This window comes from Bacillus cereus group sp. N8 (assembly GCF_016483685.1).
GTDB lineage: Bacteria > Bacillota > Bacilli > Bacillales > Bacillaceae_G > Bacillus_A > Bacillus_A proteolyticus.
In genome coordinates this window covers 1-25,371 of sequence record NZ_JAEHBK010000028.1, presented here as the reverse complement: position 1 = coordinate 25,371, position 25,371 = coordinate 1, and the positions used below count along the sequence as shown (strand labels likewise).

Here is a 25,371-nt window from a genome sequence, read left to right as displayed (position 1 = left end):
AGTATCACTCTCTATTAATTCCTCACCTCTATACTTCCAATATAATAGTAACTATCCTCATAGACATTACTTATATTTTTAAAGTCGATTATTATTATAGCACAAAATATATTTTTGTAAGTTTCTAAAAAAGAAAAGTTATCGTGAATCATTTGTGAAGAAAATGTGAAATACATAAAGTGAAACTTTAATCAGTGGTTTTTTTGTCCATCCCCCACCTAACTCCCTCACATTCGCCAGCTTTTGAGGTGGAAGTCTTACTGCCCACAAAATAGCGGGATAAATAAAAAGGTGGTACGTTAGTACGTAACACCTTTTAAAAAAATATCCTTCTTTTATTTCTCTTCTGGATAATCACAGTACTCAATGATTGTTCCTTCTGTATCTGCCGGGTTAAGATATATTAACCTTCTGCTATGTTTATTCATTCGAAGTATATGCTCTAACGCTCGAATACCTTGTTCTTTAAAGATGTTGTGTTTCAACATATCCTTTCCCTATTTTTAAATTTCATTTTCTTTTTTAGGGTTACTTTCAATTATTTTTAACAACTGTTTTACCCTTTTATCATATGTATGTTCGATTAGCGTTCTCTTAAGTCCTTCCATCGCAATTTTCTTTCTTTGCGCCGGATTCACTAAATATCTTTCTGCTTTCTCTATAAAATCAACCGATGAAGTAAATGTCTCAATTTGTGCCCCTGGAATATAGCACTTTTCCAAGTCTGAACGAATATCCGTCATTTGAAAAGCACCTGTACTAGCTATTTCGAATGTACGATTATTAATGGAACAAGCATTTATTTTTACTTTATTTATATTAAATGTTAAATCCTCTATCGAACGATGTATATTAATGTTAATTTTACTTTTTTTGTAATATCCCATACTATTTTTATAAACCAAAAATGGTAAAAGTAAAATTTTATCCTTCAATAACTCATAACTTTTTAGTCTATCCCAATTACATCCTATAATTAGAGTGTTTTTAGTCACTAAGTACTCTGCAATTGAATCAATAAACGCGAGCCGATTATCAAAAGCAGTCCCTATGAAACTAATATCAAATGCGTATTCCTCTTCCGTAAGTATCGGCGTATATAAAGGTGGTTCGGCCGCTAAAGGCAAGTAATATACATTATCACAGCCTAAATCTTTATAAAAATCAATACATCCTGTATCTTGTGTAAAAACATAATCATAATCAAGCACTAAGTTTTTCGTCACATCTGTAAAGTAAGGATCATCTGTAAGCCAGAGTGCAGTCTTAAATTTATATTGCTTTAATTCTTGTATCCCCTTAGTTATCCCTTCTTCAAAACCATGGAATACAATAATGAGAGACGGTTGTATCTTTAAAGCTGTTTTCACTAAGTTTTCGTATGTTACCATCGTTACATTACCAATTGCTTTTTTCAAACTATTAAATATAGATTCCTCTAGCACCGGAAAATATACAGAAGCACCAGATTTAACAAATAATACGTTATAATTTTCAGCACTATTTGAAATCTCCACAGATAGCCACTCTCCAATACATGAAATTAACTATTTATATTAATTGCCTAAAAATATATAGTTGGTTACAAACTACTATTCCCCTTTAACATGTTGCTATGGAAAAGGAGAATAATCAGCTAATTTTACATCTTAGTATAAGATATGACTTTCTTATAAAATGTATAACTTTTTTGTCACTCCACACAAATACATATATTTAAAGGTGCTACGTTAGTACGTAACACCTTTCTCAAAAATATACTTCTTTTATTTCTCTTCCGGATAATCACAATACTCAATAATTGTCCCTTCAGTATCTGCTGGGTTAAGGTAAATTAATCGTCTACCATGTTTATTCATTCGAAGTGTATGTTCTAACGTTCGAATACCTTGTTCTTTTAACTCTTCTAAAGCTACATCTAAATCATCTACACGATACGCAACGTGATGAACGCCTTTACCTTTTTGTTTAATAAATCGGGCTATTGGAGATGTCGTATTATTCGTAGGCGCAAGTAATTCAATTCTATCGCCATCTACTTCAAGAATAGCCACTTCACTTTCAACGCCTGGTGCCTCACTTACGTAACGATCTATTAAAGTTCCTAACAATACCTTTTCATAAAAACGTATCGTACTATCTATATCTCGAACTGCGATGCCGATATGATCAATTGTTTTTTTCATTCTATTTCCCCTACTACTTTATTTTTTCTATCCTTATTAATAGTAACAAAAAAAGTTATAGAAACAAGTCTATAACTTTTTATATTTAACCTATTTTCTTATTCGCTCTAGCTGCTGGTTGAACTTGATTTTTCACTTTTAGAACACTAATACCGTACCCGATAAATCCACCGATAATCGCTGGGAAGATCCACCCTAAACCTACTTCCTGCATCGGAAGGAATTTCGTGAACACTTGGTTTACTACTTCAATGTTAACTCCAGCTGCACTTAATCCGTCAAATAAGCTGATGATAAATGTTACGATTAAACTCACTTGATAAACTTCAGCTCTTCCTTTGAATAATGAGTGGAAGAATGTTAAGAAAATCAACACGATTGCAAGTGGATAAATTGCTGTTAATACTGGAACAGAAACTGCGATTAATTGTGTTAATCCTACATTTGCAACAATTGCACTAAACACACACAACGTAATTGCAATTGCTTTGTAAGGAACATTTGGGAATAACTTATGGAAGAATGAAGAACATGCTGATACAAGTCCCACACTAGTTGTTAAACAAGCTACTGTAATCATTAACCCTAATAATACTCCGCCATATGATCCGAAATAGTAGTTAGAAACTTTCGCTAATACTTCTCCGCCATTCTCTAAATGCCCAAGCTTCGCAACACTTGAAGCTCCCATATAAGAAAGAGCTGTATATATAATCGCTAAAATAGATGCTGCAATGATCGTCGCTTTTGCGCAAACAACCATAATTTGTTTTTTCGTTTTTGCACCTTTTTCTTTAATTGCATTAATGATGATGATTCCGAATACAAACGATGCGAGCGTATCCATCGTTAAGTATCCTTCTTGGAAACCTTTAAAGAATGCATGTGTTGTATAGCCTTCAGCCGGTGCTTGCATATCGCCAATTGGATGAATAAAAGCAACGATTACTAAAATACCGATGAATGTTAATTTAATTGGTGTTAATATTTTTCCAACAATATCGACAATTTTCGCAGGATTTAGCGAAAAAAAACAAGTAATGCTAAAGAATATAATAGTGAAAAGAATTAAAGGTGTAGAACCTAATCCCTCTGGCATAAATGGCTTAAGACCAATTTCATAAGAAACATTTCCCGTTCTAGGTATTGCAAATAACGGACCGATCGCTAAGTATAAAACTGTCGTAAACACAATCCCGAATACCGGGTGAGCTCGACTTGCTAATGACTGTAAATCATCTTTACCTGAAAAACCAAATGCTAATACACCTAATAATGGTAACCCAACACCTGTTACTAAAAATCCAGCGTTAGCAATCCATACATTCTCTCCTGCCGATTGACCAAGCATCGCTGGGAATATTAAATTTCCTGCTCCAAAAAATAGTGCAAATAACATTAATCCGATAACTACTATGAACGAAAACGGTACTTTATTCGCCATAATATAACCCCCATTCAAATTTCCTTATCTCATTTCCAATTTTAACTAATTGAATTTTCTGAATATTTAATTTAAGTATCAACTATTCTTGAACTCATTATAGTTTGATATATAATATTTTGCAATACTATTTTCAAACTTTTCATTCATTTTATAAATATACATTTTTTAACATAGAAAATAGACTAAAAAACCAACATGGTCATCCATGTTGGTTTTTCCATTTACTATAATTAATTAAAATTTCGCAGCTACTTTTTTAACGTTTTCTAAACCTTCTTCAACAATTTGTTGTGAGCGATCTGGATATTGATTATGCCCTTCAATTACAACTGTCTCTGGATTTGTAATTCCCCAGAACCCAAGTACGTTTGTCACATAATTAACAGCCATTTCCATAGGAGCCATTTGTTCTGAAGAGTAATCTGAACCGCGAGCACCCAATACAACTACTTTCTTATCACCAGCTAAACCTTCTGGGCCGTTTGCTGTATATTTAAACGTTTTTCCAGCTTGAGAAAGATATGAAATGTAAGTAATTAATGGTGCTGGTACTGTAAAGTTCCATAATGGGAATGCAAATACTACTTTATCAGCCTCTAAAAATTGATTTAAATATTTATCTACTGTAGCAACTGCCTTCTCTTCTTCAGCTGTTATCTCCATTCCTTGACTACGTTTATATCCACCTGAAATAGCGATATTTCCGTAATACGGAAGATCTAATGCAAATAAATCTAACTCCGTAATTTCTGTATTCGGATTTGCTTCCTTATAAGCACTTACAAATGTTTCATACATCTTTGAACTAATTGCTTGCTCCGCTGGACGATTGTTCGCTTTTACAAATAATACTTTTGACATAGTTTTATTCTCCTCTACATTTGTATTTTCTTCTTTTTTACCAAATAATGAGCTAAATAATCCCATTTTCTTCACCTAAACTTTCTCATCATAAAAATTCTTATTCTAATAAAAAGTTCCAGTTGATACCTTAAATAAAGCTGACCAAAACTTTTTGTTATTTAATTACCTTATGTAAGTGATTGTAATATAGTCACTTACTTTGGTCAAGTAACTTTCAATAAAAAAATAAATCTCGAATTAAAAACATTAACTAAAATACAATTGAACACCAAATACGACTTTATTACTTGTATAATAAACTTAGAGAGGAAAATTCATATTTAGAAAGGATTTACTCATGAGCACTATAGAAAAGATTCAAACTTTTATTATTCTTTTTGCTGTTACATGCGGCATCGTACTCGGACAATTTAATTTGATACATATGTATTCAGAGCAATTTATTGTCCCCTTCTTATTTTTCATGCTGTATGGGTTATTCCTCAGCATCCCGTTGAAAGAAATAAAAAATGGATTCCGCAATTTAAAATTCGCTGGAACGAGCCTTACTATTAATTTTGTATGGACACCTTTACTCGCTTGGGGGTTAGGAGCACTATTTCTTTCAGATCACCCAGCACTTTGGGTTGGATTTATTATGTTAATGGTTACTCCATGTACAGATTGGTACTTAATCTTTACTGAAATAGCGAAAGGAAATGTAGCACTTTCTACTGCAATTTTGCCTGTAAATTTAATATTGCAAGTACTACTCCTCCCCATTTATTTATTTTTATTTGCTGGTGTCATGAAGACTGTAGCGGTTTCTGTTTTAGTAGAAAGTATTGTTATCGTAATCGTCTTACCATTTGTACTTGCACACGCTACAAAGTTCATTATGAATAAACTGAAAAAAACTGAAACACTCGAGAATAAACTCATTCCGTTTTTCAGCTCTGCTCAAATTGTATTTTTAAGTTTAGCAATCGTAGCGATGTTTGCATCACAAGGTAAATATTTACTACAAAATATGAATGTCGTTTTACTATTACTCATTCCGGTTCTATTGTTCTTCATCATTAATTTTGTACTAGGACAATTTATCGGACGCATGATGCGTTTATCTTATAAAGATACAGTAAGTTTAAACTTAACAACATTAGCAAGAAACTCACCTGTTGCACTCGCTATCGCTGTAACAGCTTTTCCAGACGAACCACTTATTGCACTTGCACTCGTTATTGGACCGTTGATTGAACTACCAGTACTTGCTTGTGTTTCACAAGCGTTGTTGCTTATTAAGAAAAAACAGCAATACACATAAAAAAAACGTCCTAATTTGGGACGTTTTTTTATTGTCGAGAAATTATAGAAGTAACGATAATTATCGGCTCTAAGAATTTTATACGTTATAGACAATTAGCTTGTCGCTACATTAACAAAGCCTTTCTAATTAAACATTATAGGAAAAGTAAATATTACGAAAGCTGCCCAAAGTCCGTAGATTGGCAAATACTTCGTAACGGCGTCTTGGATAGCTGTCGGTCCTGATTTGTTTTGTAGAAAACGCATATAGGAAAACATAATCCAAATGAGATTTGCCCAAATCAGTATGTTTACGCCTAAAACAGCAAGTCTATTAGGTGTAATCCCGTAAGAAGAAAGTCTGAATACGATGGCTGACAATGCGACAGTGTCAATAATAAGCGCAAGAACAATTAAGGCAAAATTTATATAATCTGAAATGCTCTTTTTCTCGTCTGAGTCACTCTCAACGATAGAAAATATGGTAACAGCCAATACACCAAGGAGTATTCCATTGAAGGCCATTAGGAAATTGCGGTCCAAGAATGGATTTTTTCCACTCCATATAACCGTTATAAGATAGATCAACAATGTAATCAGTACAAGCGGACTAAAAATTTTAGCTATATATGGTGTAATATTTTTAGCAAGTTTAAGGTTCATTGATACCAAGTATGTAGCCACAATTGCGAGGGCCGCAGCACCAAATAAAACAACATTACTAAAATAGAATTCTCCTATATCCAAGTCAACGAAGCTAAATAATTTCATGGTGAATACTGCTAGTACCATTCCGCTCACTGCCATACTCGCGTAGAGAAGACAATATTCTAAATTAAATTTAATATAAGCTAATCTTGTACTACCTTTTGAATATTCGTTTCCTGTAAACGCAAGTCCTACTAAGACCCATAACAATATAGGAAGATGTAAATAAACAAGGATACTGCTGTCTTTATAATTTAATGGCAGCATATTAAGATACAACCCGGAAATTAGGACCAACGCCGCAAGGAAATAAATAATACTTTTTTTCGGAGTATTATTGCAAATAAAATAAACAACAATAAAAGGAATTACACCAAAAGCTAGGTTAATTGGAGCAATTGCTTCCTGCTCGACAAAGTGGAAAATGATTCTGGTGCTTAGCCCAGCTAGAATAGCTAACATGCCCATGAATAAGAAACCTTTTTGAAACAGCGATATTTTTTCTGCATTTTCCGTTTCCTTGAAATGCATCCTTTCATACCAAGCAGCTAGCACCTGAGAATCAGGGTTTTGGGCCCATGCTTGTGAGAATGATCTTTTGAAAGCTTTCGGGTCTTTTCTATACATTCTCTCCAGCTCATGAGGGTTATCCATATTTTCAATAATTAATTTGTTAATTTCCATAGTTATACCTCCTCTAATTTTAAAAACAACGCTGTTACTTTTTCCATAAAAAGCACCTCACTTATTTATTCTGATTTTGATTTTATTATATTTTTTATTGTTTTACAATAAATTTTTATTATTTTATATAATATTTTTGTTGTATATTTTGTTTTAAGTAAAAATAAAAAAGCATGACATAAAAGTGTCATGCTTTTTCTTTTCTATCATTATTTTTTCAAACTTAATCTGTTATAACACCTTTCACTCGAGCAGGAGCTTTTTTATCTTTTATTTATATAACTACAGTCAGTTTTAAAACTTCCTCAAGTAAAGAACTTTTTTATTCCGACTCAATTCTTCGGACGATGTCTATATTACTTGATTAAAGGCCATTTTTGCTTTGTCCACATCTCCTAATCAACCATTTCCCAAAATTGAGATGCTACTTTGGAAATTCGTTGGTCTTTTAATTTTACTATTACAGGCTCTAGATGAAAATCAAATTGTTTCAATTCGAAAAGCGTTGTATGTTCTAAAAATGGTGATGTGTAATCCATACTTGGAATAACGGATAATCCTAGTCCTCTACTAACAAGTGCTACAACCATCCTTATATCTTTACACTCGATAATGATATTTGGCTTGACTTGATGTTCATCAAACACTTTGAAGAGGTCTTCATTGAAGGAGAGTCCTTCCATTGCTCCTAGCATAATGAATGGGAACTGGGCAATCTGTTCAATCGTCACATGCTGTGATGAAAACGATGTTGCCCAACTTGTTGGAATAATCACAGCGGTTGGTTGTTTTTTTAATATTTTCATCTCATATTGTTCACTATTACCCAATCGTAAAAGTAAGGCAACATCAATTTCTCTTTGCTCTAATCTTTTTAATAATTCTTCTGAATTTCCAGTTACTATGTTTATTTTAACATTTGGGTATTGTGTTCTAAACATACTAACATAGTCAATGAGCATATTCGAACATGTAGACGATACACCGATACTTACTGTTCCTCCTATACCTTGTTCAATTTCTTGAATTTGCTGCTTTACATCTTGAATTTGCATTAGCATTTGATTGGCATATTGGTATAGTATTTCACCTGTTTCTGTAAGCTCCCATTTTTGACGATATCGATGAATTAAAGTTGTGCCAAGATCATTTTCAAGCTTTTTTAATAATTGACTAAGTGGTGGCTGCGCGATATGGAGCACTTCTGCTGCTTTAGATATGCTTCCTTGTTTCACAATTTCTTTAAAGTAATATAATTGCCTGAAATCCATTGTATCTCTCCGTTATATGTTTTTTGATATGATTAGTTTATCATATATATATTTTTCATATGTCGAATTTGGCGTTATATTTAATTGTATAGCTATAGTCTTTATATTGATAATATTAACTAGAAAGTGAGAGATACTATGAATCATCGGAACAGAACCTTGAAGCGCATCACCTTATACGTGCTCGGGTTATTTTTTATGTCGATTGGCATTAGCATGTCGATTCAAGCAGGATTTGGTGTATCACCTGTGTCATCATTAGCATATGCAAGTACGCTAACGATTGGTTTATCGGTTGGTGTGACAATGGCGCTTGCAAATGTTTTATACATTATTATTCAAGTGATATTAAGTAAACGAATGGAGTTAAATGAATTTGTGAGTCAATTCATTATTTCGTTTTTATTTGGGTTTTTCATGGATGCAACGCTCTTCCTTGTACAACTTTTCCCTGCACCTGAAACTATCCTTGCTCGAAGTGTATATTTGATTGTTAGTTTATTTGTTATAGCGGTCGGTCTAATGGGCTATACAACAGCGAAACTGCCATTAATGCCGTATGATGCGTTAACTTATGCAATTAGTGAAAAATTCAATTTGAAATTCGGTAAAGCAAAAATTTTGAGTGATTTAATAAACATTTGTGTGGCCGGTGCAATTTGTATAGTTTTCATTCAATCATTAGGCTCAATCGGAATCGGTACACTAATTGCCGCCTATTTTATCGGCAAAATTTTAGGGTGGATGATACCGTATTATCAACCAACTCTTCAACAATGGGTATTTAAAACAGAGAAGGCTGCTTAAGGAATCATAATAAAGTACAGGAAAAATAGATGAATCAAATTCCTCAGCCGAAATCAAATAATGAATTTTACACCTTACCAAGTGCCAGTCCACATTAGGAATGGCACTTCTTTATTACTGCCTTTTCTTCGACCTTCTATCACTTTGGTTAAATGATAAAACAAACATTGTATTAAAACTAACCTGCCTTTTAGTTAAAGAAGAATCTTTGAACAACTTTTTTATTTTTCAAAAGACTTTATTGTAAATTAAATAACTTTATTGCTACTTAACACTATTTCATACTATCTTTTCAAACAATTATTTTAAATAATTTTTAGTATTAGTACACAAAAGTCTGTAATTATAAAATAAAAAAGCATGACATAAAATTGTCATGCTTTTTCTATTATATCAATATTTTTTCAAACCTAACCTGTTACATAACCTTTTACTTTGGAAAGGATTTTTTTATTCAGTAAAGCACTTTTTTATTTGTTGACACTATTAATTCTCAAACACAAAATTAATCTTATTATCTTTCCACTCTAACTTCGCATCAAACGTTTTCTCGCCTTTTTTAAAACCTTTAATTAAATCGGTCTTTTCACCTTTTAAGAGCTTTGTCATATTCTTTTGCGAAATTGTTTTACTTAATATTTTCTTCGAAATGGTAAAGTCACATTGTGTTGTATTGTAATTGGAACAACCGTAAAACGTAGATTTATCAATAACATCGCCATCACATTTTTTACAGTTCCCCACCTTTTTACCTGTTGTAAATTTCGATCCTTTTCGTTCAATCGATTCAACATGTAATCCAGTGAAATCCCATTTCTCCGACATTTCAACCGCGTCTTCAATAATTTTAGCTGATAACTTTTTCGTTTGTTCCATAAATGTAGCTGGTGAAGCGGTACCTTCACCAATTTCCGCAAGACGTTGTTCCCATTTTGCAGTCATTTCCGGTGAAGCTAGTATTTTGTCGCCGATTGCTGTAATTAAAACTTTACCTTTATCGGTTGCATACACTTGGTTTTTCTGCACATCTATATATTTACGGTCTTTCAGCATCGTAATAATTCCAGCGCGAGTTGCCTCAGTACCTAAACCTTCTGTTTTCTTTAATACTTTCTCCAGCTCTTCATTCTCTAAATACTTACCTGCCGTTTTCATTAGCGTAATAAGTTGTCCTTCCGTATAACGCTTCGGTGGCTGTGTTTTTCCTTCTTTCACTTTCACCTTTACAACTTTGCCTTGTTCACCTTCAGCTACAATTGGAAGAATCGTTTCGTCATCTTTATCGTCTTGGAAAATAACTTTACGCCAACCTTCTTGAATTTGCTGTTTTCCTTTCGAAATGAACGCAGCACGTTCGTCTACAAGAGTTGTAATTGTTGTGTAGTCAAAGATTGCTACTTCATAATGCGCCGCAATAAGTCTTCTTACAATCATATCGTAAATTTTCTTTTCATCACCCGATAATTTACTTGGGTTTGTAACTTGTTCTGTCGGAATAATTGCGTAGTGATCTGTAACTTTCTTTTCATTCACATAACGCTTGTTATTCATAATTGATTCAATTGGTGCTGGCAATAAGCCTTTATATTCATCAAACTGACTTAACTTCTGTAAAATATCAGGGAACGTCGCTGCTTCTCCTTGTGTAACATAGTTAGAATCCGAACGTGGATAAGAAACTATCCCTTTTTGATATAGTGCTTGTGTTATATCAAGCGTCTTTTTCGGTGAAAATTTAAAAGCTTTATTCGCTGTCGCTTGCAGTGCTGATAAATTAAATAAAAACGGTGGCTGAAACTCTTTACGCTCCGTTTTCATTTCTTTTACTACAGCCGGTTTGTTTTGACAAAACGCTGCAATTTTATTTGCCAAATCAGGATCATTTAAGCGGGACTCATTATCTTTCTCCCATTTCCCCTCATACTTCTTTCCTTCTATATTAAAGGTTGCGAACACTTCCCAAAACGGCTCTGACTTAAAGTTCTCAATTTCTTTCTCACGCTTTACGATGAGTGCTAATGTTGGTGTTTGTACACGACCAGCGGAAAACACATCATTCATTCCCTTTTTCTTTAGCAAAATGCTAAAGACACGCGATGCATTCATACCAACGACCCAGTCAGCACATGATCTTGTATATGCTTCGTAATACGTATTAATCGTATCTGCTTCATCAAGTAAGTTTTTAAACCCTTGATAAATTGCTTGCTTCGTTAAAGATGAGATCCAAAGACGCTTCATTGGCTTTTGCACGTTGCAAAGATTAATAATGTTTCGTACGATCAATTCCCCTTCACGCCCAGCATCGCCCGCGTGAATAATTTCTGTCACCTGAGGATTATGTAACAGCTGTTTCACAACGTTAAATTGCTTATACTTTGACTTTGTTACCTCAAACTGAAAACGCTCTGGAATCATCGGTAATGTATTAAGTGACCATTTCTTCCACTCAGCGTGATAATGTTCTGGATTACATAACTGCGTCAAATGACCAATTGCCCATGTACAGTACGCTCCATTTGGAAATAACTCATTCGCTTCTACTTCTAAATATCCATCTTTCCGGCGATATTTAAACTGTGAAACAAGAGCCAAACCTTGATCTGGTTTCTCGGCAATAATTAATTTCATTTTATAACTCCCTATCTGTATTCCAGTGTTACTTTCATTGTATATATGTTTAGAAGCGCTGATAAAACAACCATCTTATTTATCATTCGCGGTTTGCCTCACAAATGGGAGACCTATAATATTATACGCTTATTCTTTATGGCTTCACAATAGAAACTCATTATATAACAATTTCTTTCACATGCTCATAGACAAAAAAGACGCTCAAAATCGAGCGTCTTTTTTACCAACTACTATTTACTTCCATATATTCTATAAAATCTAAAATACAACAATTCCTTATGGAGCATCGTCTACTAAGATAACCATCATTATTTGAGAATTATATTGAACTTACCTTTTTTAAATTGTGCAGATAATTTGCAGATATATATTAGCATAAGTACTCTCCATTTAAACATATGATGAAGTGAATGATAGGACAGGGAGGTATCATGATGTTTGCTTATACGTTAACTGCCTTAACACTTTGTTGTATCTCGATTATTATCACATCATATATTTCTAAACGTAAGGGTACCCTAATGGAGTATATGGTATTTATTATGTCTTTTAGTATGAGTATCGGTTTAAGTATCGGTTTTTATTTAGGGATTCTCTTGAAAGGAGAATTACTATATTCTACTTTGCTTGCTATTTTGATTAGTGGTTTTATCGGTTTTTTAGTCGGTCTACGTTTTCACCTGTATACTGCCCTAGAAGGAATGTTCTCTGGATTAATGGCAAGTATGATGGGAGCAATGATTACAGAAATGCTAAACGCTCAACAAGCCCATAGTATACTCTTTATTAGTCTTTTACTTACTATAACGATAACTATGTCATGTATGATTCAGCTTTTATCAGACACCTTTTCTACTTTTATCCAACGGCGTTTTTTGTTATTACTTTCAATTAGTGTAGTAATTATCGTTGCCGTATTCGTGACATTCCCAGATTATACTCCCCCACCTTCACCCGGGCATGATCGACATATACATTGACACTTGCACCGAAAATTAATAAGCAGCTATCCATAGGATAACTGCTTCATTTTATTCTGGCTTATTAGGAATGCTTGGGTTTGGAACATAATCAGATTTATAATCTGTATATTTCACTTCTGTTACCATCCCCGCGGAAGCATGATGTAAATCATGACAGTGGAACATCCAATCACCCGGATTATCTGCTACAAAGGCTACTTCATATTCTTCTCCCGGTTTTAAGTTCAATGTATCTTTAACAATTGGAGAACCTTCTATCGGTTTTCCATCTTTACTCAACACCTGGAAGAAATGACCATGTAAATGCATCGGATGATCGTCCATTTTAGATTGATTTACCAATTTTACTTTTACTAAGTCACCCTTTTTCACTGGAATTGGATCAATATCCGGAAATACTTTTCCGTTTATTGTATATACCATTTCATTTCCATTCATTTGCATATTCAAGTCCATATTAAATGTGTCAGTATACTGCTGGTCTAACGTGAAACTACCTAATTTTTTCGCACCATATTTCGTCATATCTAATTTTGGTAGTTTTTCTTTTTCGTTTCCTTTATCGTTCATCTCTTTACTACCTTCATATTCAATAACAGCTTTCATTCCTTTTGCACCCTTATTTTCTGAATGGTCTTCAACGTACCATTTCCCAGAATTGTTAGCTGTAAATTCAACATCATAACGTTCACCCGGTGCAATTGAAATTACTTTGTCTTTTATAACTTTTGGATCATTAATTGGTTGACCATCTGTTGCAATTACTTTTACATCATGACCGTGAACGTGTATATCATGTGATAGATAACCCGCATTAACGAGTCGAAGACGAACTTTATCCCCCTTATTCACTTTTAATGGCTCTACTAAATCACCGCTTTTACCATTGATTGTGAATAAGTCATACATACTCATATCATGACCTTCCATCTTCATATTTCCATGATCCATGCCTGCCATATTGCCAGAGTCTTTTTTATCACTGCCCATGTCCATACCGGAATGATCCATGCCTTTCATATCATCATTCTTTTTCGTATTTTCATTACCCTTAGATTTATTACCTGTTGGCCCTTTTGTCATTTCTTTTAACTGCTTATTAATTTCTTCTTTATCTGTTACCCATTCATCTAACATTAATGTGTAATCTTTATCATACTTTTCATTTGTATCCTCTACAATAAGAGCACCATACAAGCCTCTATCTAGTTGATTTACAGAATCTTGATGTGAATGATACCAATACGTTCCTGGTACGTTTGCTTCAAATTCATAGGTGAAACTTTTTCCTGATTCAACCGCATCTTGTGTCACGCCTGGAATTCCATCCATGTTATTTGGGACAGGATACCCATGCCAATGAATAGATACTGGCGTAGGTAATTCATTTTTTAATGTCACTTTAACCTTTTCACCTTTTTTCACCCTAATTTTTGGGCCTGGGGATGAACCATTAAATGTCCAGACTGGAACAATAACACCGCTACTTAGCTTTTGTTTTTCTTCTTTCGCTACTAAAGTAACTTCTGGCCCTTTTATAACTTTCAATGGCTTTGTAGCCGTTTCAGTCTGTACAGTTTTTTTATCATTCATATTTTTATGGTCATTTGTTGTATTTGTCGTCACAGAACATGCAGCAATTAAAGATATTACGGAGACTGTAACTGCTGTTAATACAAATCTTTTCATCGAAAACTCCTCCTTTTTCTTTTTCAAAATCATTATAAAAAACGATTTTCAAGAAAATAAGGAGATGTAATTAAATAAAAAAGTAACTAAAATGCTCTTCACAAAAAAAAGTAGGATTGTGTATAATGAGAACTAATGTTCCTTTCGAAAATTCACTAAACCTGAAATACACTTATATATTAAAAAGAAGAGGATTGATATACTATGAAAATTGATAGACCAAAAATTTCACCAGAGTTATCTTCAAAGAATTTTCAAGATATTTTTTATGAAGAAGATTCTACATTAGAAATGTGTGAAATTATAGACTCCACTTTCGAAAATGAATCTTTAGATAGAGTGCGTTTATATAATGTAGTGATAAAGAATTGTAAGTTCACTAATACAGACTTTAGCAATATCGATATTACAGATGTTTGTTTTGAAAACTGCGATTTATCAAATGTTAATTTAAGCAATTCTTCTGTTCACAGAGTTGAATTTAAAAATAGTAAATTAATTGGGGTTAATTTTACAGAATCTAGCTTAGGAAATGTTAAATTTGAGAATTCAATTTTGAATTTAGCGGCATTTGGAAATTCTAAACTAGAAAAAATTATATTTAATGAAACTTCATTAAATAATGCGGATTTCTTTGACTGTAAACTAAAAAAAGTTGAATTCCAATTATGTAGCCTTGACGAAGCTAATTTTGATCAAACATCACTGAAGGGGATAGATATTAGTTCTTCTAATTTTGATACACTTACAGTTTCAGTGAACGATTTAAGAGGATGTAAAGTATCAACATATCAAGCTGTTCAGTTCGCAACTTTATTGGGATTAGTGATTAAAGATTAGTATTTCGAAGGTAGCGCCGAACTCTATCCCGAATCATGGACTTTTTTAAGTGTCCACGATTCGAGATAAAGTTCAAATACATTAGTGCTTACCTTTTTTCTTATTATTTAACTACGGCCTGATTTCCCTTTATATGTTCATTATTTTCGCTCATAAACTCTTCGATTTCTTCAACTTCTCTAATGATATCTTTTGACAAGTTTTCATACCCGTCTTTCGTTACAAGAATGTCATCTTCAATACGAATACCAATTGATTCTTCCTCGATGTAAAGGCCCGGTTCTATCGTAATAACCATACCTTCTTCTAACACTCTATCTTTGTATGTTCCTACATCATGCGTATCTAAACCAAGGAAGTGGCTAACACCATGATAATAGTATTTTGATAACTCTTCGTCTTCTTGAATTAAACCAATTTCTTTACACTCTTCTGCTAGTACTTTTTTTGTATGCTCATTTAATGCAGCAAACTTTACTCCCGGCTTAATAATCTCTGTTGTTTCTTTTAATGCTTTTAATACGATATTATATATTTGTTTTTGGCGACTAGAAAATGCTCCACTCGCTGGGAATGTATAACTAATATCAGCATTGTAGTAGTCTTTTTGAGCACCTAAATCAAGCAGTACTAAATCGCCATTTTGAATTTGTGCATCATTGTCTTCATAATGAAGGACTGTGGCATTTTTACCGCTTGCCAAAATTGTATTGAACGCATGATGCTTAATTCCAGATGATTTTAGTGTAAAATCAAAATGTGCTTCTAATTCAAATTCCATCACATCCGATTTTGCATGCTTCAGCACATTATAAATACCCTCTTTCGTTACAGCAATTGCTCCTTTAATAATTTCAATTTCTTCCTCTGTTTTAAACACTCGTAATTCACAAATATTCGAGTATACATTACCAATTAAAACGTGTGGATATTGTTCTCTTACATGTTTAGCAAACGCTAAAGTTTTCGTTTCAGTACCCTTCCACTCACGACACTCTAAATCTAAATACACATGTTTCACATTTTCTGCGAAAAGTGTATTTGCCATTGTCTTTTCAAAGCTTTCTATATATACAACTTTTTTTATGCCTGAAATTTGTTCTGCATCTTCTTTAGACACTGTTTTTCCAACCCATTTTTCAAGCACTGGATCTGATTTTTCAATGAAAAGAGTTTCTTCTATACTATTTCCAAACTTTTTCAACATGAAAATAACATTCGGCTCATCAATTCCCGTTAAGTAGTAAAAATTTCGATTCGGCACAAATTTATAATGTGCATCAGCTGACATATTAGGTGCCTGTCCAGCAAATAAAATAGTAATAGATTCATCATGTAATGTTTTCGCTAATCGTTCTCTATTTTGAGTAAAAAATGTTGACTTCATAATAATCCCCCTAGTGTTCTATGTATGTTTTTCAAACTAATTATCCAATACAATTCATTCTATTATTGTTATAATTTTTCGTCAATTATTAACCTTTTTAGATGGTGTTGACATAATAAAAATTACACGTTAAAATAACTATAAATTAGTAAGTAACTAATTTATAGTTATTTTAACTAGAGGTGAAAACAAATGCAAAAAATTTTATTCCGTATTAACGAATTATCAAAAAAAGAAAGAACATCTGGATTAACGGTTGATGAAAAACAAGAACAACAAATGTTGCGTCAAAACTATACAAAAACATTTCGCGGAAGCCTAGATTCTATTTTATTAAATACAAAAATTGTTGATCCAAAAGGTCTTAACGTTACACCAGTTGCATTACAAGATGCTCAAATACGTTTAAAATTAAGCAAATGAGTTCCGCGCTAAAGAAGTTCAATAAAACATAAAAAGAGCTGAAATTTCTATATAGAAATTCCAGCTCTTTTTATTGTCTTTTCTAATTTAACATACGAGCGATACATCGCAATTCTCCACGATACGATCATCGCAAATGCGAGTAAGAAAAACATTCCACTTAACTGTGCTAAATCAATCGATTGACTTAAATATGATTTCAATGCTACTCGTACAGCTAATAGCCCAACTAAAATAAATATAAATGCTTTAGACGGTTTCATATATATTTGTTCGTCTCTTATTTCGAACTTAGTTGTTTTAATAAGAAATATAGAGAAAATAAGCCCTATGATAATTGCCTCTCCTATTTCTAACGATGTTAACCTAAATTCCGGTAAGAAGTACATCATTGCACCAGTACTCATAAAAATTGGCGGTAATATAATTTTCTTTTTCGTTACCGGTTTTTTCGCTGCTTTAAAACGTAGAAACATTACTCCAACAGCCATACAAACTGCTACGATACTTGATAAAAGGGCTATATTCATATTCTCCACTCCTATCTATTTAAAAGACTTTTTAAGCAAAATCATAAACCAAACGAGCCCGATACTTATAATGACATGAGCTAATCCAGTCATATGGCTTAAACCGTTAAAGTCAGTTCCGTTTACTTGTAGAAGACCTCTAAATACCATTGTAGTGATAGTAAAAATTAATCCTGCATTATAAACAATAAACCATGCGTGAAAGCTTTTTGTTTCTTGTACATGAAACACTTTAAATAAAGCTAATGCAACCAAAAAGAATATGAATCCTAATACTAATACATGCGTATGCACTAGCTGTAACATAGTAGATCCTTTAATTCCTTGTGCTTTTGTATACTCTCTTGCAAATACACCTGATAATAAACCAATAATTAAGTAAATGAATGCTGCATTATATAATTTCTTCATTATATTCCTCCTGCTGTAGAACGACAATTCATATCGTCGTTTTCCATATCCGCTGCAATTATTTTACGTAATGTTTATGAACGGAATATGAACAGAATGTTACATTCTATTTTTTAAAAACAAAAAAGCCATTCCACAACTTTTCCTTGTGGAATGGCTTTTACTTATTTTAAATCTTCAATTGTGAAAGCACCCGGCAATAACTGTTCAACCGTCACTTCTTTTTCATCACCTTTTACATTCGTTAGTAATACAGGCATTTTCGGATCACAGAACTCAGCAATTACTTGTCTACAAGCACCACATGGTGAAATAGGTCCATCCGTTTCGCCTGTAATGACTAAGTAACTAAAATCGCGCTCACCTTCTGATACTGCTTTAAAGATTGCCGTTCTTTCTGCACAGTTACATAAACCGTAAGAAGCATTTTCTATATTACAACCAGTATAAATTTTACCTTCTTTCGTAACTAATGCTGCGCCAACAGGAAATTTTGAATACGGAATATACGCTTTTGATAACATCTTATTCGCTTCTTCAATATATTTTTTCTTATCCATATTATTTCCTCCTCAAAGTAACTGTAATTATGATTAATCAGTAATAACTGTATGAACTAATTTAGGAGCCACTGCTGTTTCAGCGATAGAAATGTTTTCATAAATTTTAGCTTTTACATCTTCTACATTTTCACGATTTGCGTAAATTGTTACAAATGGCTCGCCTTCTTTTACTGCATCGCCAACTTTTTTACGTAACATTAATCCTACTGCTAAATCGATTTCATCTTCTTTTGTCGCACGACCAGCACCAAGTAGCATAGCTGCGATACCGATTTCATCTGCAACAATGTTAGAAATAACACCTGAAGTTTTAGCAGGTACATCAATTACATATTTCGCTTGTGGCATTTTTTCTGGATGATCTACAATCGAGCTATCTCCACCTTGATTGCTTAAGAACTCTTTAAATTTCTCAGTTGCTTTTCCGTTTTTCATAACTTCAATTAACATTTCACGAGCTTCTTCTAATGTATTAGCTTTTTTCGCAAGTACAACCATTTGACTTCCTAATACAAGTACTAATTCTGTTAAATCTTCTGGACCTTCGCCTTTTAATGTATCGATTGCTTCTTTCACTTCAAGAGCATTACCAATCGCAAAACCAAGAGGTTGTGACATATCTGAAATAACAGCCATCGTTTGACGTCCAACATTATTTCCGATACGTACCATTGCATGTGCTAATTCTTTTGCATCTTCTTCTGTTTTCATAAATGCGCCAGCACCTGTTTTTACATCAAGTACGATCGCGTCAGCACCAGCTGCAATTTTTTTACTCATAATTGAACTTGCGATTAAAGGAATTGAGTTTACTGTTCCTGTAACGTCACGCAATGCATAAATCTTTTTATCTGCAGGTGTTAAGTTTCCTGTTTGTCCGATAACAGCTACTTTGTCGCGGTTTACAATATCAATGAATTGCTCGTTCGTAATCTCAACGTGGAATCCTTCTACCGCTTCTAATTTATCAATTGTTCCGCCTGTATGTCCTAAACCACGACCAGACATTTTTGCTACTGGTACATCTAAAGCAGCTACTAATGGTCCTAATACTAATGTTGTTGTATCACCAACACCGCCAGTTGAATGTTTGTCTACTTTAATTCCTTCAATTGCTGATAAATCAATCGTTTCTCCAGACTCAACCATTGCCATTGTTAAATCTGCACGTTCACGATCTGTCATATCTTTAAAGAAAATTGCCATTGCAAGTGCACTCACTTGATAATCAGGAATACTTCCGTCTGTATATCCATTAATAAAGAATTTGATTTCTTCAGTCGTTAATTCTTTTCCATCACGTTTTTTCGCAATAATATCTACCATTCTCATTATAATCACCATTCCTTTTCATATTATATGAATCTGTTAAAATAATAAGCCAACGATTGTTGCTGATAAGAAACTTACTAACGTTGCACCGAAAAGTAATTTCAAACCAAATCTTGCGACTACATTCCCTTGTTTTTCATTTAAGCTCTTAACTGCCCCTGCAATAATTCCAATTGAAGAGAAGTTTGCAAATGAAACTAAGAATACAGATATAATCGCTGTCGTTCTATCTGAGAAATTAAAGTTTCCTTGTGCTAAATCTGTCATAGCGACAAATTCATTTGATACTAATTTTGTTGCCATAATATTTCCGGCATTAACCGCTTCATGCCATGGAACACCCATAATAAATGCAAATGGTGCAAATACATAACCGAGAATTTCTTGGAATGAAATACCGATTACACCTTTAAATACTGCATTAATGAATGCGATAAGAGCAACGAAACCAATTAACATAGCTGCTACTGTAATCGCAACTTTAAATCCATCTATAATGTATTCCCCTAATACTTCAAAGAATGTCTTTTTCTCTTCTTCTTGTACTTCTAACATATCTTCTTCTTCAGTAACTTCATAAGGGTTAATGATAGAAGCGATGATGAATCCACCGAATAAGTTAAGCACTAAAGCGGTTACAACATATTGCGGTTTTAATAACACCATATATGATCCAACGATAGACATAGATACTGTAGACATTGCAGATGCACATAATGTATACATTCTTTTCTCTGGCAATAATCCCAGTTGTTTCTTAACTGAAATAAACACTTCAGATTGTCCTAAAATCGCAGAAGCTACCGCGTTATATGATTCTAGTTTACCCATTCCATTTATTTTACTTAATACTAGACCGATAGATTTCACAATAATAGGTAATATTTTAATATGCTGTAAAATACCTATTAAAGCTGAAATAAATACGATTGGCATTAATACACTTAAAAAGAATGAAAACTCTTTTTGATTTACTAATCCACCAAATACAAAACTCACACCATCAGCGGCATATTTTAATAACTCTCCAAAGCCATCTGCTATTCCGCTAATTAATATATTCCCAGCGCTTGTATTTAATAATAAAAACCCCAAAATGAATTGTAATATAACCATCGTTATGATTGGACGATATTTGACTTTCTTTCTATCATTACTAGCAAGCCAAGCGATACCTAAAATCAATACGAGGCCAAAAATACCGATTAAGTATTTCATAAGCCGTCTTCTCCCTCCGTATCCGCTTACATATTTTTCAATTGTTAAAGCAATAGATACACTTTACTTTAAACGTGTATCTATTGCTCTTTACTTTCATTATTAATTAGTAGTTATCTGTAGCACCTTTTGCATCATTCAATACGATTGCAACACTAGCACTAGCTCCAACGCGAGAAGCTCCAGCAGCTACCATTTTGTCTGCATCTTCACGTGTACGAACTCCACCAGATGCTTTTACACCAACGTTTGGTCCTACTGTTTTACGCATTAATGCGATGTCTTCAGCAGTTGCTCCGCCAGTTGAGAATCCAGTTGAAGTTTTTACGAAATCAGCACCAGCTTTTACTGATAATTCACAAGCGCGTACTTTCTCTTCATCTGTTAATAAACAAGTTTCAATAATAACTTTTACAAGAGCTTTTCCTTTTGCTGCTTGTACTACTTCATAAATATCTTTTTCAACGAACTCATTGTCGCCATCTTTTAAAGCGCCTACGTTGATTACCATATCAACTTCAGTTGCACCTTTTGCGATAGCATCTTTTGTTTCGAATGCTTTTGTTTCAGTAGTGCTTGCTCCTAATGGGAAACCGATTACAGTACAAACGTCTACATCATGTCCAGCTAATTCTTCAGCAGCTAGCTTTATCCATGTAGGATTAATACAAACAGAAGCGAATTTATATTCCTTTGCTTCTTCGATTACTTTCATAACATCTTCTTTAGTTGAATTTGGTTTTAAAATTGTATGGTCAATTAACTTTGCAATGTTCATTATCTTCACTCCTCATATCTTTTAACAACTTCATTCTAACTCTTAGTTGAACAAATGTAAACATACTTTTGAAATTTTGTTCATTATTTTTCAGAAGGGAATTTCTTGTAATACATTGAAAGTAGTATAAGTTTGTAAATAAAGGATGTGGACTACTTGTTTAAGTCAAAATTCTTTATATTCACATTGCTAGTATGCACCTCACTATCCATATTTATTTTTTATAAAAGGGATGTTATTTTCCAAGAAGGAAACCCCATTCCATTTGCTTTAGCTATGTCTAAGATGGTTATTCAAAATAAAGAAATGGTGGAAGTAGAACCGCTAGATAATCAATACCCCTACTTAGTAAAGCGCGGAAAAATGGAACCTTTTATCAATATGATGGAGCGAGATGGATGGACTTTTGTAGATAGAGATATTATGGCTAACTCACTAATTTTTGAAAAAGGGGATCAATCAAAGAGCATTCCTTACAAATACTTTACAAGGTACTACACATTGATTTATTCATACTAAAAATAAAAGGCTTTCTCAAAATTAACATTTTGAGAAAGCCTTTTATTTCTAACCTTTTTGATAATGTAACAATTCTTTTGCTGTATGCTGATCAATAATTAATACATTTGCATACCCGCCACGTAACGCACCATCAATTGCTTGTATTTTTCTATTACCACCTGCAACTAAGATAGAACGTTTCTTTAATTTAAGTTCCTCTAACTCAATTCCAATGGTACGCTTATTAATTTCTTCGCTACTAATATTTCCGTCTCCATCAAAGAAACGTGAACAAATGTCACCGACAGCTTGTTTTTTCAAAATGTTCGTTTCATCCTTATCTAAATATCCTAATCGGAATAATAACGCTTCATCACGCACTGTTCCAACAGTGAAAACTGCAATATTTGCTTGTTTCCCCATTTCAATAATGTGATGAATATGTCGATCCTGCTCTACTAATTCTTTTGTCACCGCATTATCAAATATAACTGGGAGCGGTAAATTTCTTGGCGTCGTTTGAAAAGCCTCTGCAAATAAAGTGATGGTCTCATTCGCATATGTATTTACACTCGAATGACTAATACCACCTTTTAACTGGACAACTTCTACACCTTTCACATGTTGTGGTACGATTTTCCTAGCGATTTCATACATCGTCATTCCCCAGCTTACACCGACGATATCACCGTTTTTCACCGTCTTTTCCATGTACTCAGCTGCATATTTACTAATATACTCCGTAATCGTTGCATATTCTGGCACTGGAGAAAACACAACATGTGCCTCTAATAGGTTGTACTTTTCTTTAAGTAAATTCCCAACGTTATCTAAATCCGCAAATGGATCGGCTATGCTAATTTGAACAAACCCTTTTTCTTTCGCGTACTTTAATAATCTAGAAATCGTCGGTCTTGAAATATTTAATTTGTTAGCAATTTCTTGCTGACTATAATCTGATTGATAATATAATCTTGCAACTTCGACGCTTAATTGTTGTTTATCTTTTTCCATAGTAACTCATTACAAATCCCTTCCTGTATTTCCCTTTCGTTACAAGCATTATACAGCTTTATGCAAGAAATTTCGACTAATGAATTTTATCTACCTGAACTGATATTCCATTTAGTCTTTATAATGAAACTTTATTTTTCAGCTTCATACACTCGATACAGATGATCTTGAAACAGTTAAATCGATTTATATTTATTCTTTTTATAGTAACGATAACAAAACCCTTCAATAACAAATATTAAATATCGTTTATGGAACTTCCTTAATGTACGTTTAACAAAGAAATTCCTTAAGCGTATGAAATTCACATTTTGATGGCGAAATCCACGGCCATCAAGCTAAAGTTTTAATGTAACCCCGAAATGAAAATTTTCTTTCACTGCAGTTAATTACTTTGAGAAATTCGCGGATTTTTTCATTTTAGTGGGGTGTTTTACTTTGTTTTGTTAGCTTGATAGTGATGGGATACAGCCAACATTTTGGAAGTTTTATATGCTAAGCGAAATTTAACCTAATAAAGTCGAATTCCTGTACGTTAAGTGAAGTGGCATTACATTCACATAATCCGTATTATCTGCAATTAATAAAGTCTGTTACACTCTCTTCTTTAAAAACGTTTCCATAATATCCTTCTTGAATTTTTCATAATCAAACTGAAAAGCTACATTATGCGTTTTATAGCCTGGATTAGTAGCAAAACGAAAATCTGCAATACTTTGACCAAATCCTTCTCCTTGGTCAGGAATTACTTTAATAGGTACTCTTGAAAGGCCCACAGCCTCTTGATTCAGCAAATACCACACTGTCACAAAATCATGCATAGGACTTCCACTTATACCTGGATTAGACTTGGAGTAGAATTTATAATAATAGTCTAACATAGGTTTGATGATGAGTCCTGCAAGATCCTGTGTATTCCGGTGAAATGCATCGATTTGCTGGACCATTTCGGGTGTAACAATCGCATGTTGAGTCACATTTAAAGGAATAATTGTCAAGTTCTTTGCATGCTGCAGAATTAAGTTTGCTGCATAAGGGTCTGAGTAAAAGTTAGCTTCAGCCACAGCAGTTACGTTACCTGGATAGAAAAAAGCTCCCCCCATGCAAATGCATTCTCTTACGTTTCGCATTGTTTCTAAATTCAATACAAAAGTCGTAGCTAACGAAGAAAGTCTTCCTAAATTGATAATTGTAAGATTTTCTAAATTTGATTCTATAATTTGATAAATATCATTTAAAGGATAAACTGGATATGAAATTTCAGGGGGAATAATAGGCCCTAATCCGACTTTTCCATGTACCTCAGGGAAATACTGAATCACTATACCTGTCAACGGTACAGAAGCACCAAGGAATACAGGTATCTCTTCCCTTCCCGCAATGTACTTCAAATAGTTAATATTTCTTAATACATTTTCTCTTGATACATTTCCATAATCGGCTACAATTCCTACAAGTTGAATGTCTTTACGAAAAAAGGTGTACAGTATAGCAAACGCATCATCAATCCCCAAATCTGTAAACAGGAGAACCTTTTTTTGCATATTTCTTCCTCCAAAATCTATAGAATCCTACTTTCACTAATGATGTAGTAATCAGACTAAGCTTGTATGTATATATTTTATGTATTCTTAAAGAGTGGATTCTATTCACTTGAAATAGAGCTTTGCTCATTTAAATTTGATATTATGTTCAAGCGTAAGTTCCTGTTCTTAAGTTGATGGGCATGTGGTGCTATCCCACACCCATCAACTTAAGGGATATTTTTATACAAAATGCGATCTTTTCACGTAGTATTTTATTATCGTTTATAGATG

Annotated in this window: 23 protein-coding genes and 1 pseudogene; 6 read left to right on the top strand and 18 right to left on the bottom strand. The window is 33.4% G+C overall.

Annotated features, from left to right (window positions below; genetic code table 11):
* Positions 1-335: 335 nt before the first annotated feature.
* From JDS80_RS25065 to JDS80_RS25045, 5 genes and pseudogenes are all read right to left on the bottom strand, one after another.
* Positions 336-467 (bottom strand): annotated as a pseudogene (locus JDS80_RS25065) (glyoxalase); the annotation flags it as partial.
* Positions 468-503: 36 nt separating this feature from the next.
* Positions 504-1,517: a glycosyltransferase family protein gene (locus JDS80_RS25060; protein WP_199640217.1), complete on the bottom strand. Its 1,014-nt coding sequence runs from the start codon at positions 1,515-1,517 to the stop codon at positions 504-506.
* A 249-nt stretch (positions 1,518-1,766) separates the two neighbouring features.
* A complete protein-coding gene (locus JDS80_RS25055; protein ID WP_000750834.1) occupies positions 1,767-2,186 on the bottom strand; it encodes a VOC family protein in 420 nt (139 codons plus the stop codon).
* Positions 2,187-2,271: 85 nt separating this feature from the next.
* Complete coding sequence (gene brnQ / locus JDS80_RS25050; protein WP_098889882.1) at positions 2,272-3,630, bottom strand: branched-chain amino acid transport system II carrier protein; 1,359 nt, start codon at positions 3,628-3,630, stop codon at positions 2,272-2,274.
* A 237-nt stretch (positions 3,631-3,867) separates the two neighbouring features.
* Complete coding sequence (locus JDS80_RS25045; protein ID WP_199640216.1) at positions 3,868-4,560, bottom strand: FMN-dependent NADH-azoreductase; 693 nt, start codon at positions 4,558-4,560, stop codon at positions 3,868-3,870.
* 274 nt (positions 4,561-4,834) lie between these two features.
* On the opposite strand from JDS80_RS25045, the gene JDS80_RS25040 reads away from it, so the two are divergent.
* Positions 4,835-5,800 carry an arsenic resistance protein gene (locus JDS80_RS25040; RefSeq protein WP_199640215.1) on the top strand — a complete coding sequence of 322 codons (966 nt, stop codon included), beginning with the start codon at positions 4,835-4,837 and terminating at the stop codon, positions 5,798-5,800.
* Between the two features lie 125 nt (positions 5,801-5,925).
* Here JDS80_RS25040 and JDS80_RS25035 read toward each other — a convergent pair whose 3' ends face one another.
* Complete coding sequence (locus JDS80_RS25035; protein ID WP_199640214.1) at positions 5,926-7,173, bottom strand: DUF4153 domain-containing protein; 1,248 nt, start codon at positions 7,171-7,173, stop codon at positions 5,926-5,928.
* Between the two features lie 395 nt (positions 7,174-7,568).
* Positions 7,569-8,444, bottom strand: a complete 876-nt coding sequence (locus JDS80_RS25030) for a LysR family transcriptional regulator (RefSeq protein WP_071769996.1) — start codon at positions 8,442-8,444, stop codon at positions 7,569-7,571.
* Positions 8,445-8,582: 138 nt separating this feature from the next.
* On the opposite strand from JDS80_RS25030, the gene JDS80_RS25025 reads away from it, so the two are divergent.
* Positions 8,583-9,251: a YczE/YyaS/YitT family protein gene (locus tag JDS80_RS25025; protein ID WP_199640213.1), complete on the top strand. Its 669-nt coding sequence runs from the start codon at positions 8,583-8,585 to the stop codon at positions 9,249-9,251.
* Positions 9,252-9,737: 486 nt separating this feature from the next.
* Here the strand turns inward: JDS80_RS25025 and topB are convergent, their stop codons facing one another.
* Positions 9,738-11,882, bottom strand: coding sequence for a DNA topoisomerase III (gene topB / locus JDS80_RS25020; protein ID WP_199640212.1), 2,145 nt, complete (start codon positions 11,880-11,882; stop codon positions 9,738-9,740).
* 437 nt (positions 11,883-12,319) lie between these two features.
* Here topB and JDS80_RS25015 point away from each other — a divergent pair, with 437 nt between their 5' ends.
* Positions 12,320-12,865, top strand: a complete 546-nt coding sequence (locus tag JDS80_RS25015) for a hypothetical protein (protein WP_071769999.1) — start codon at positions 12,320-12,322, stop codon at positions 12,863-12,865.
* 51 nt (positions 12,866-12,916) lie between these two features.
* Here the strand turns inward: JDS80_RS25015 and JDS80_RS25010 are convergent, their stop codons facing one another.
* Positions 12,917-14,557, bottom strand: coding sequence for a multicopper oxidase family protein (locus JDS80_RS25010; protein ID WP_199640211.1), 1,641 nt, complete (start codon positions 14,555-14,557; stop codon positions 12,917-12,919).
* 204 nt (positions 14,558-14,761) lie between these two features.
* Between JDS80_RS25010 and JDS80_RS25005 the strand changes: the two genes are divergently transcribed.
* Positions 14,762-15,397 carry a pentapeptide repeat-containing protein gene (locus JDS80_RS25005; protein WP_199640210.1) on the top strand — a complete coding sequence of 212 codons (636 nt, stop codon included), beginning with the start codon at positions 14,762-14,764 and terminating at the stop codon, positions 15,395-15,397.
* Between the two features lie 103 nt (positions 15,398-15,500).
* Here the strand turns inward: JDS80_RS25005 and JDS80_RS25000 are convergent, their stop codons facing one another.
* Positions 15,501-16,784, bottom strand: a complete 1,284-nt coding sequence (locus JDS80_RS25000) for an aminopeptidase P family protein (protein ID WP_199640209.1) — start codon at positions 16,782-16,784, stop codon at positions 15,501-15,503.
* A 192-nt stretch (positions 16,785-16,976) separates the two neighbouring features.
* Here JDS80_RS25000 and JDS80_RS24995 point away from each other — a divergent pair, with 192 nt between their 5' ends.
* Entirely contained in the window at positions 16,977-17,207 is a 231-nt protein-coding gene (locus tag JDS80_RS24995) for a DUF896 domain-containing protein (RefSeq protein WP_071745719.1), read from the top strand.
* A 47-nt stretch (positions 17,208-17,254) separates the two neighbouring features.
* Here the strand turns inward: JDS80_RS24995 and JDS80_RS24990 are convergent, their stop codons facing one another.
* From JDS80_RS24990 to deoC, 6 genes are all read right to left on the bottom strand, one after another.
* Positions 17,255-17,737 (bottom strand): CcdC family protein, encoded by a 483-nt coding sequence (locus JDS80_RS24990; protein ID WP_071745720.1) that lies wholly within the window; start codon positions 17,735-17,737, stop codon positions 17,255-17,257.
* A 15-nt stretch (positions 17,738-17,752) separates the two neighbouring features.
* Positions 17,753-18,148 carry a DUF2871 domain-containing protein gene (locus tag JDS80_RS24985; protein WP_071745721.1) on the bottom strand — a complete coding sequence of 132 codons (396 nt, stop codon included), beginning with the start codon at positions 18,146-18,148 and terminating at the stop codon, positions 17,753-17,755.
* 164 nt (positions 18,149-18,312) lie between these two features.
* On the bottom strand, positions 18,313-18,708 hold the full coding sequence (locus JDS80_RS24980; RefSeq protein WP_000358534.1) for a cytidine deaminase: 396 nt from the start codon (positions 18,706-18,708) through the stop codon (positions 18,313-18,315).
* 33 nt (positions 18,709-18,741) lie between these two features.
* Positions 18,742-20,043: a pyrimidine-nucleoside phosphorylase gene (locus JDS80_RS24975; RefSeq protein ID WP_002118293.1), complete on the bottom strand. Its 1,302-nt coding sequence runs from the start codon at positions 20,041-20,043 to the stop codon at positions 18,742-18,744.
* A 36-nt stretch (positions 20,044-20,079) separates the two neighbouring features.
* A complete protein-coding gene (locus JDS80_RS24970; protein ID WP_199640208.1) occupies positions 20,080-21,261 on the bottom strand; it encodes a NupC/NupG family nucleoside CNT transporter in 1,182 nt (393 codons plus the stop codon).
* A 106-nt stretch (positions 21,262-21,367) separates the two neighbouring features.
* Positions 21,368-22,039, bottom strand: a complete 672-nt coding sequence (gene deoC / locus JDS80_RS24965; protein ID WP_098889637.1) for a deoxyribose-phosphate aldolase — start codon at positions 22,037-22,039, stop codon at positions 21,368-21,370.
* Positions 22,040-22,195: 156 nt separating this feature from the next.
* On the opposite strand from deoC, the gene JDS80_RS24960 reads away from it, so the two are divergent.
* Positions 22,196-22,558 (top strand): hypothetical protein, encoded by a 363-nt coding sequence (locus tag JDS80_RS24960; protein WP_071770006.1) that lies wholly within the window; start codon positions 22,196-22,198, stop codon positions 22,556-22,558.
* 48 nt (positions 22,559-22,606) lie between these two features.
* Here JDS80_RS24960 and JDS80_RS24955 read toward each other — a convergent pair whose 3' ends face one another.
* Both JDS80_RS24955 and JDS80_RS24950 read right to left on the bottom strand, forming a co-directional pair.
* Positions 22,607-23,554 carry a sugar-binding transcriptional regulator gene (locus JDS80_RS24955; RefSeq protein ID WP_071745724.1) on the bottom strand — a complete coding sequence of 316 codons (948 nt, stop codon included), beginning with the start codon at positions 23,552-23,554 and terminating at the stop codon, positions 22,607-22,609.
* A 593-nt stretch (positions 23,555-24,147) separates the two neighbouring features.
* Entirely contained in the window at positions 24,148-25,098 is a 951-nt protein-coding gene (locus tag JDS80_RS24950; protein ID WP_071745725.1) for a nucleoside hydrolase, read from the bottom strand.
* Between the last annotated feature and the right edge of the window lie 273 nt (positions 25,099-25,371).

Coding starts and splice junctions, on each gene's coding strand:
- JDS80_RS25055 (WP_000750834.1), bottom strand. CDS start 2,186: ATGAAAAAAACAATTGATCATATCGGCATCGCAGTTCGAGATATAGAT.
- JDS80_RS25040 (WP_199640215.1), top strand. CDS start 4,835: ATGAGCACTATAGAAAAGATTCAAACTTTTATTATTCTTTTTGCTGTT.
- JDS80_RS24985 (WP_071745721.1), bottom strand. CDS start 18,148: ATGAAGAAATTATATAATGCAGCATTCATTTACTTAATTATTGGTTTA.
- JDS80_RS24950 (WP_071745725.1), bottom strand. CDS start 25,098: ATGCAAAAAAAGGTTCTCCTGTTTACAGATTTGGGGATTGATGATGCG.
- JDS80_RS25015 (WP_071769999.1), top strand. CDS start 12,320: ATGTTTGCTTATACGTTAACTGCCTTAACACTTTGTTGTATCTCGATT.
- JDS80_RS24995 (WP_071745719.1), top strand. CDS start 16,977: ATGCAAAAAATTTTATTCCGTATTAACGAATTATCAAAAAAAGAAAGA.
- JDS80_RS25045 (WP_199640216.1), bottom strand. CDS start 4,560: ATGGGATTATTTAGCTCATTATTTGGTAAAAAAGAAGAAAATACAAAT.
- JDS80_RS25005 (WP_199640210.1), top strand. CDS start 14,762: ATGAAAATTGATAGACCAAAAATTTCACCAGAGTTATCTTCAAAGAAT.
- JDS80_RS24975 (WP_002118293.1), bottom strand. CDS start 20,043: ATGAGAATGGTAGATATTATTGCGAAAAAACGTGATGGAAAAGAATTA.
- JDS80_RS25025 (WP_199640213.1), top strand. CDS start 8,583: ATGAATCATCGGAACAGAACCTTGAAGCGCATCACCTTATACGTGCTC.
- JDS80_RS25030 (WP_071769996.1), bottom strand. CDS start 8,444: ATGGATTTCAGGCAATTATATTACTTTAAAGAAATTGTGAAACAAGGA.
- JDS80_RS25010 (WP_199640211.1), bottom strand. CDS start 14,557: ATGAAAAGATTTGTATTAACAGCAGTTACAGTCTCCGTAATATCTTTA.
- JDS80_RS25035 (WP_199640214.1), bottom strand. CDS start 7,173: ATGGAAATTAACAAATTAATTATTGAAAATATGGATAACCCTCATGAG.
- JDS80_RS24955 (WP_071745724.1), bottom strand. CDS start 23,554: ATGGAAAAAGATAAACAACAATTAAGCGTCGAAGTTGCAAGATTATAT.
- topB (WP_199640212.1), bottom strand. CDS start 11,882: ATGAAATTAATTATTGCCGAGAAACCAGATCAAGGTTTGGCTCTTGTT.
- JDS80_RS24970 (WP_199640208.1), bottom strand. CDS start 21,261: ATGAAATACTTAATCGGTATTTTTGGCCTCGTATTGATTTTAGGTATC.
- deoC (WP_098889637.1), bottom strand. CDS start 22,039: ATGAACATTGCAAAGTTAATTGACCATACAATTTTAAAACCAAATTCA.
- JDS80_RS24980 (WP_000358534.1), bottom strand. CDS start 18,708: ATGGATAAGAAAAAATATATTGAAGAAGCGAATAAGATGTTATCAAAA.
- JDS80_RS25000 (WP_199640209.1), bottom strand. CDS start 16,784: ATGAAGTCAACATTTTTTACTCAAAATAGAGAACGATTAGCGAAAACA.
- brnQ (WP_098889882.1), bottom strand. CDS start 3,630: ATGGCGAATAAAGTACCGTTTTCGTTCATAGTAGTTATCGGATTAATG.
- JDS80_RS24990 (WP_071745720.1), bottom strand. CDS start 17,737: ATGAATATAGCCCTTTTATCAAGTATCGTAGCAGTTTGTATGGCTGTT.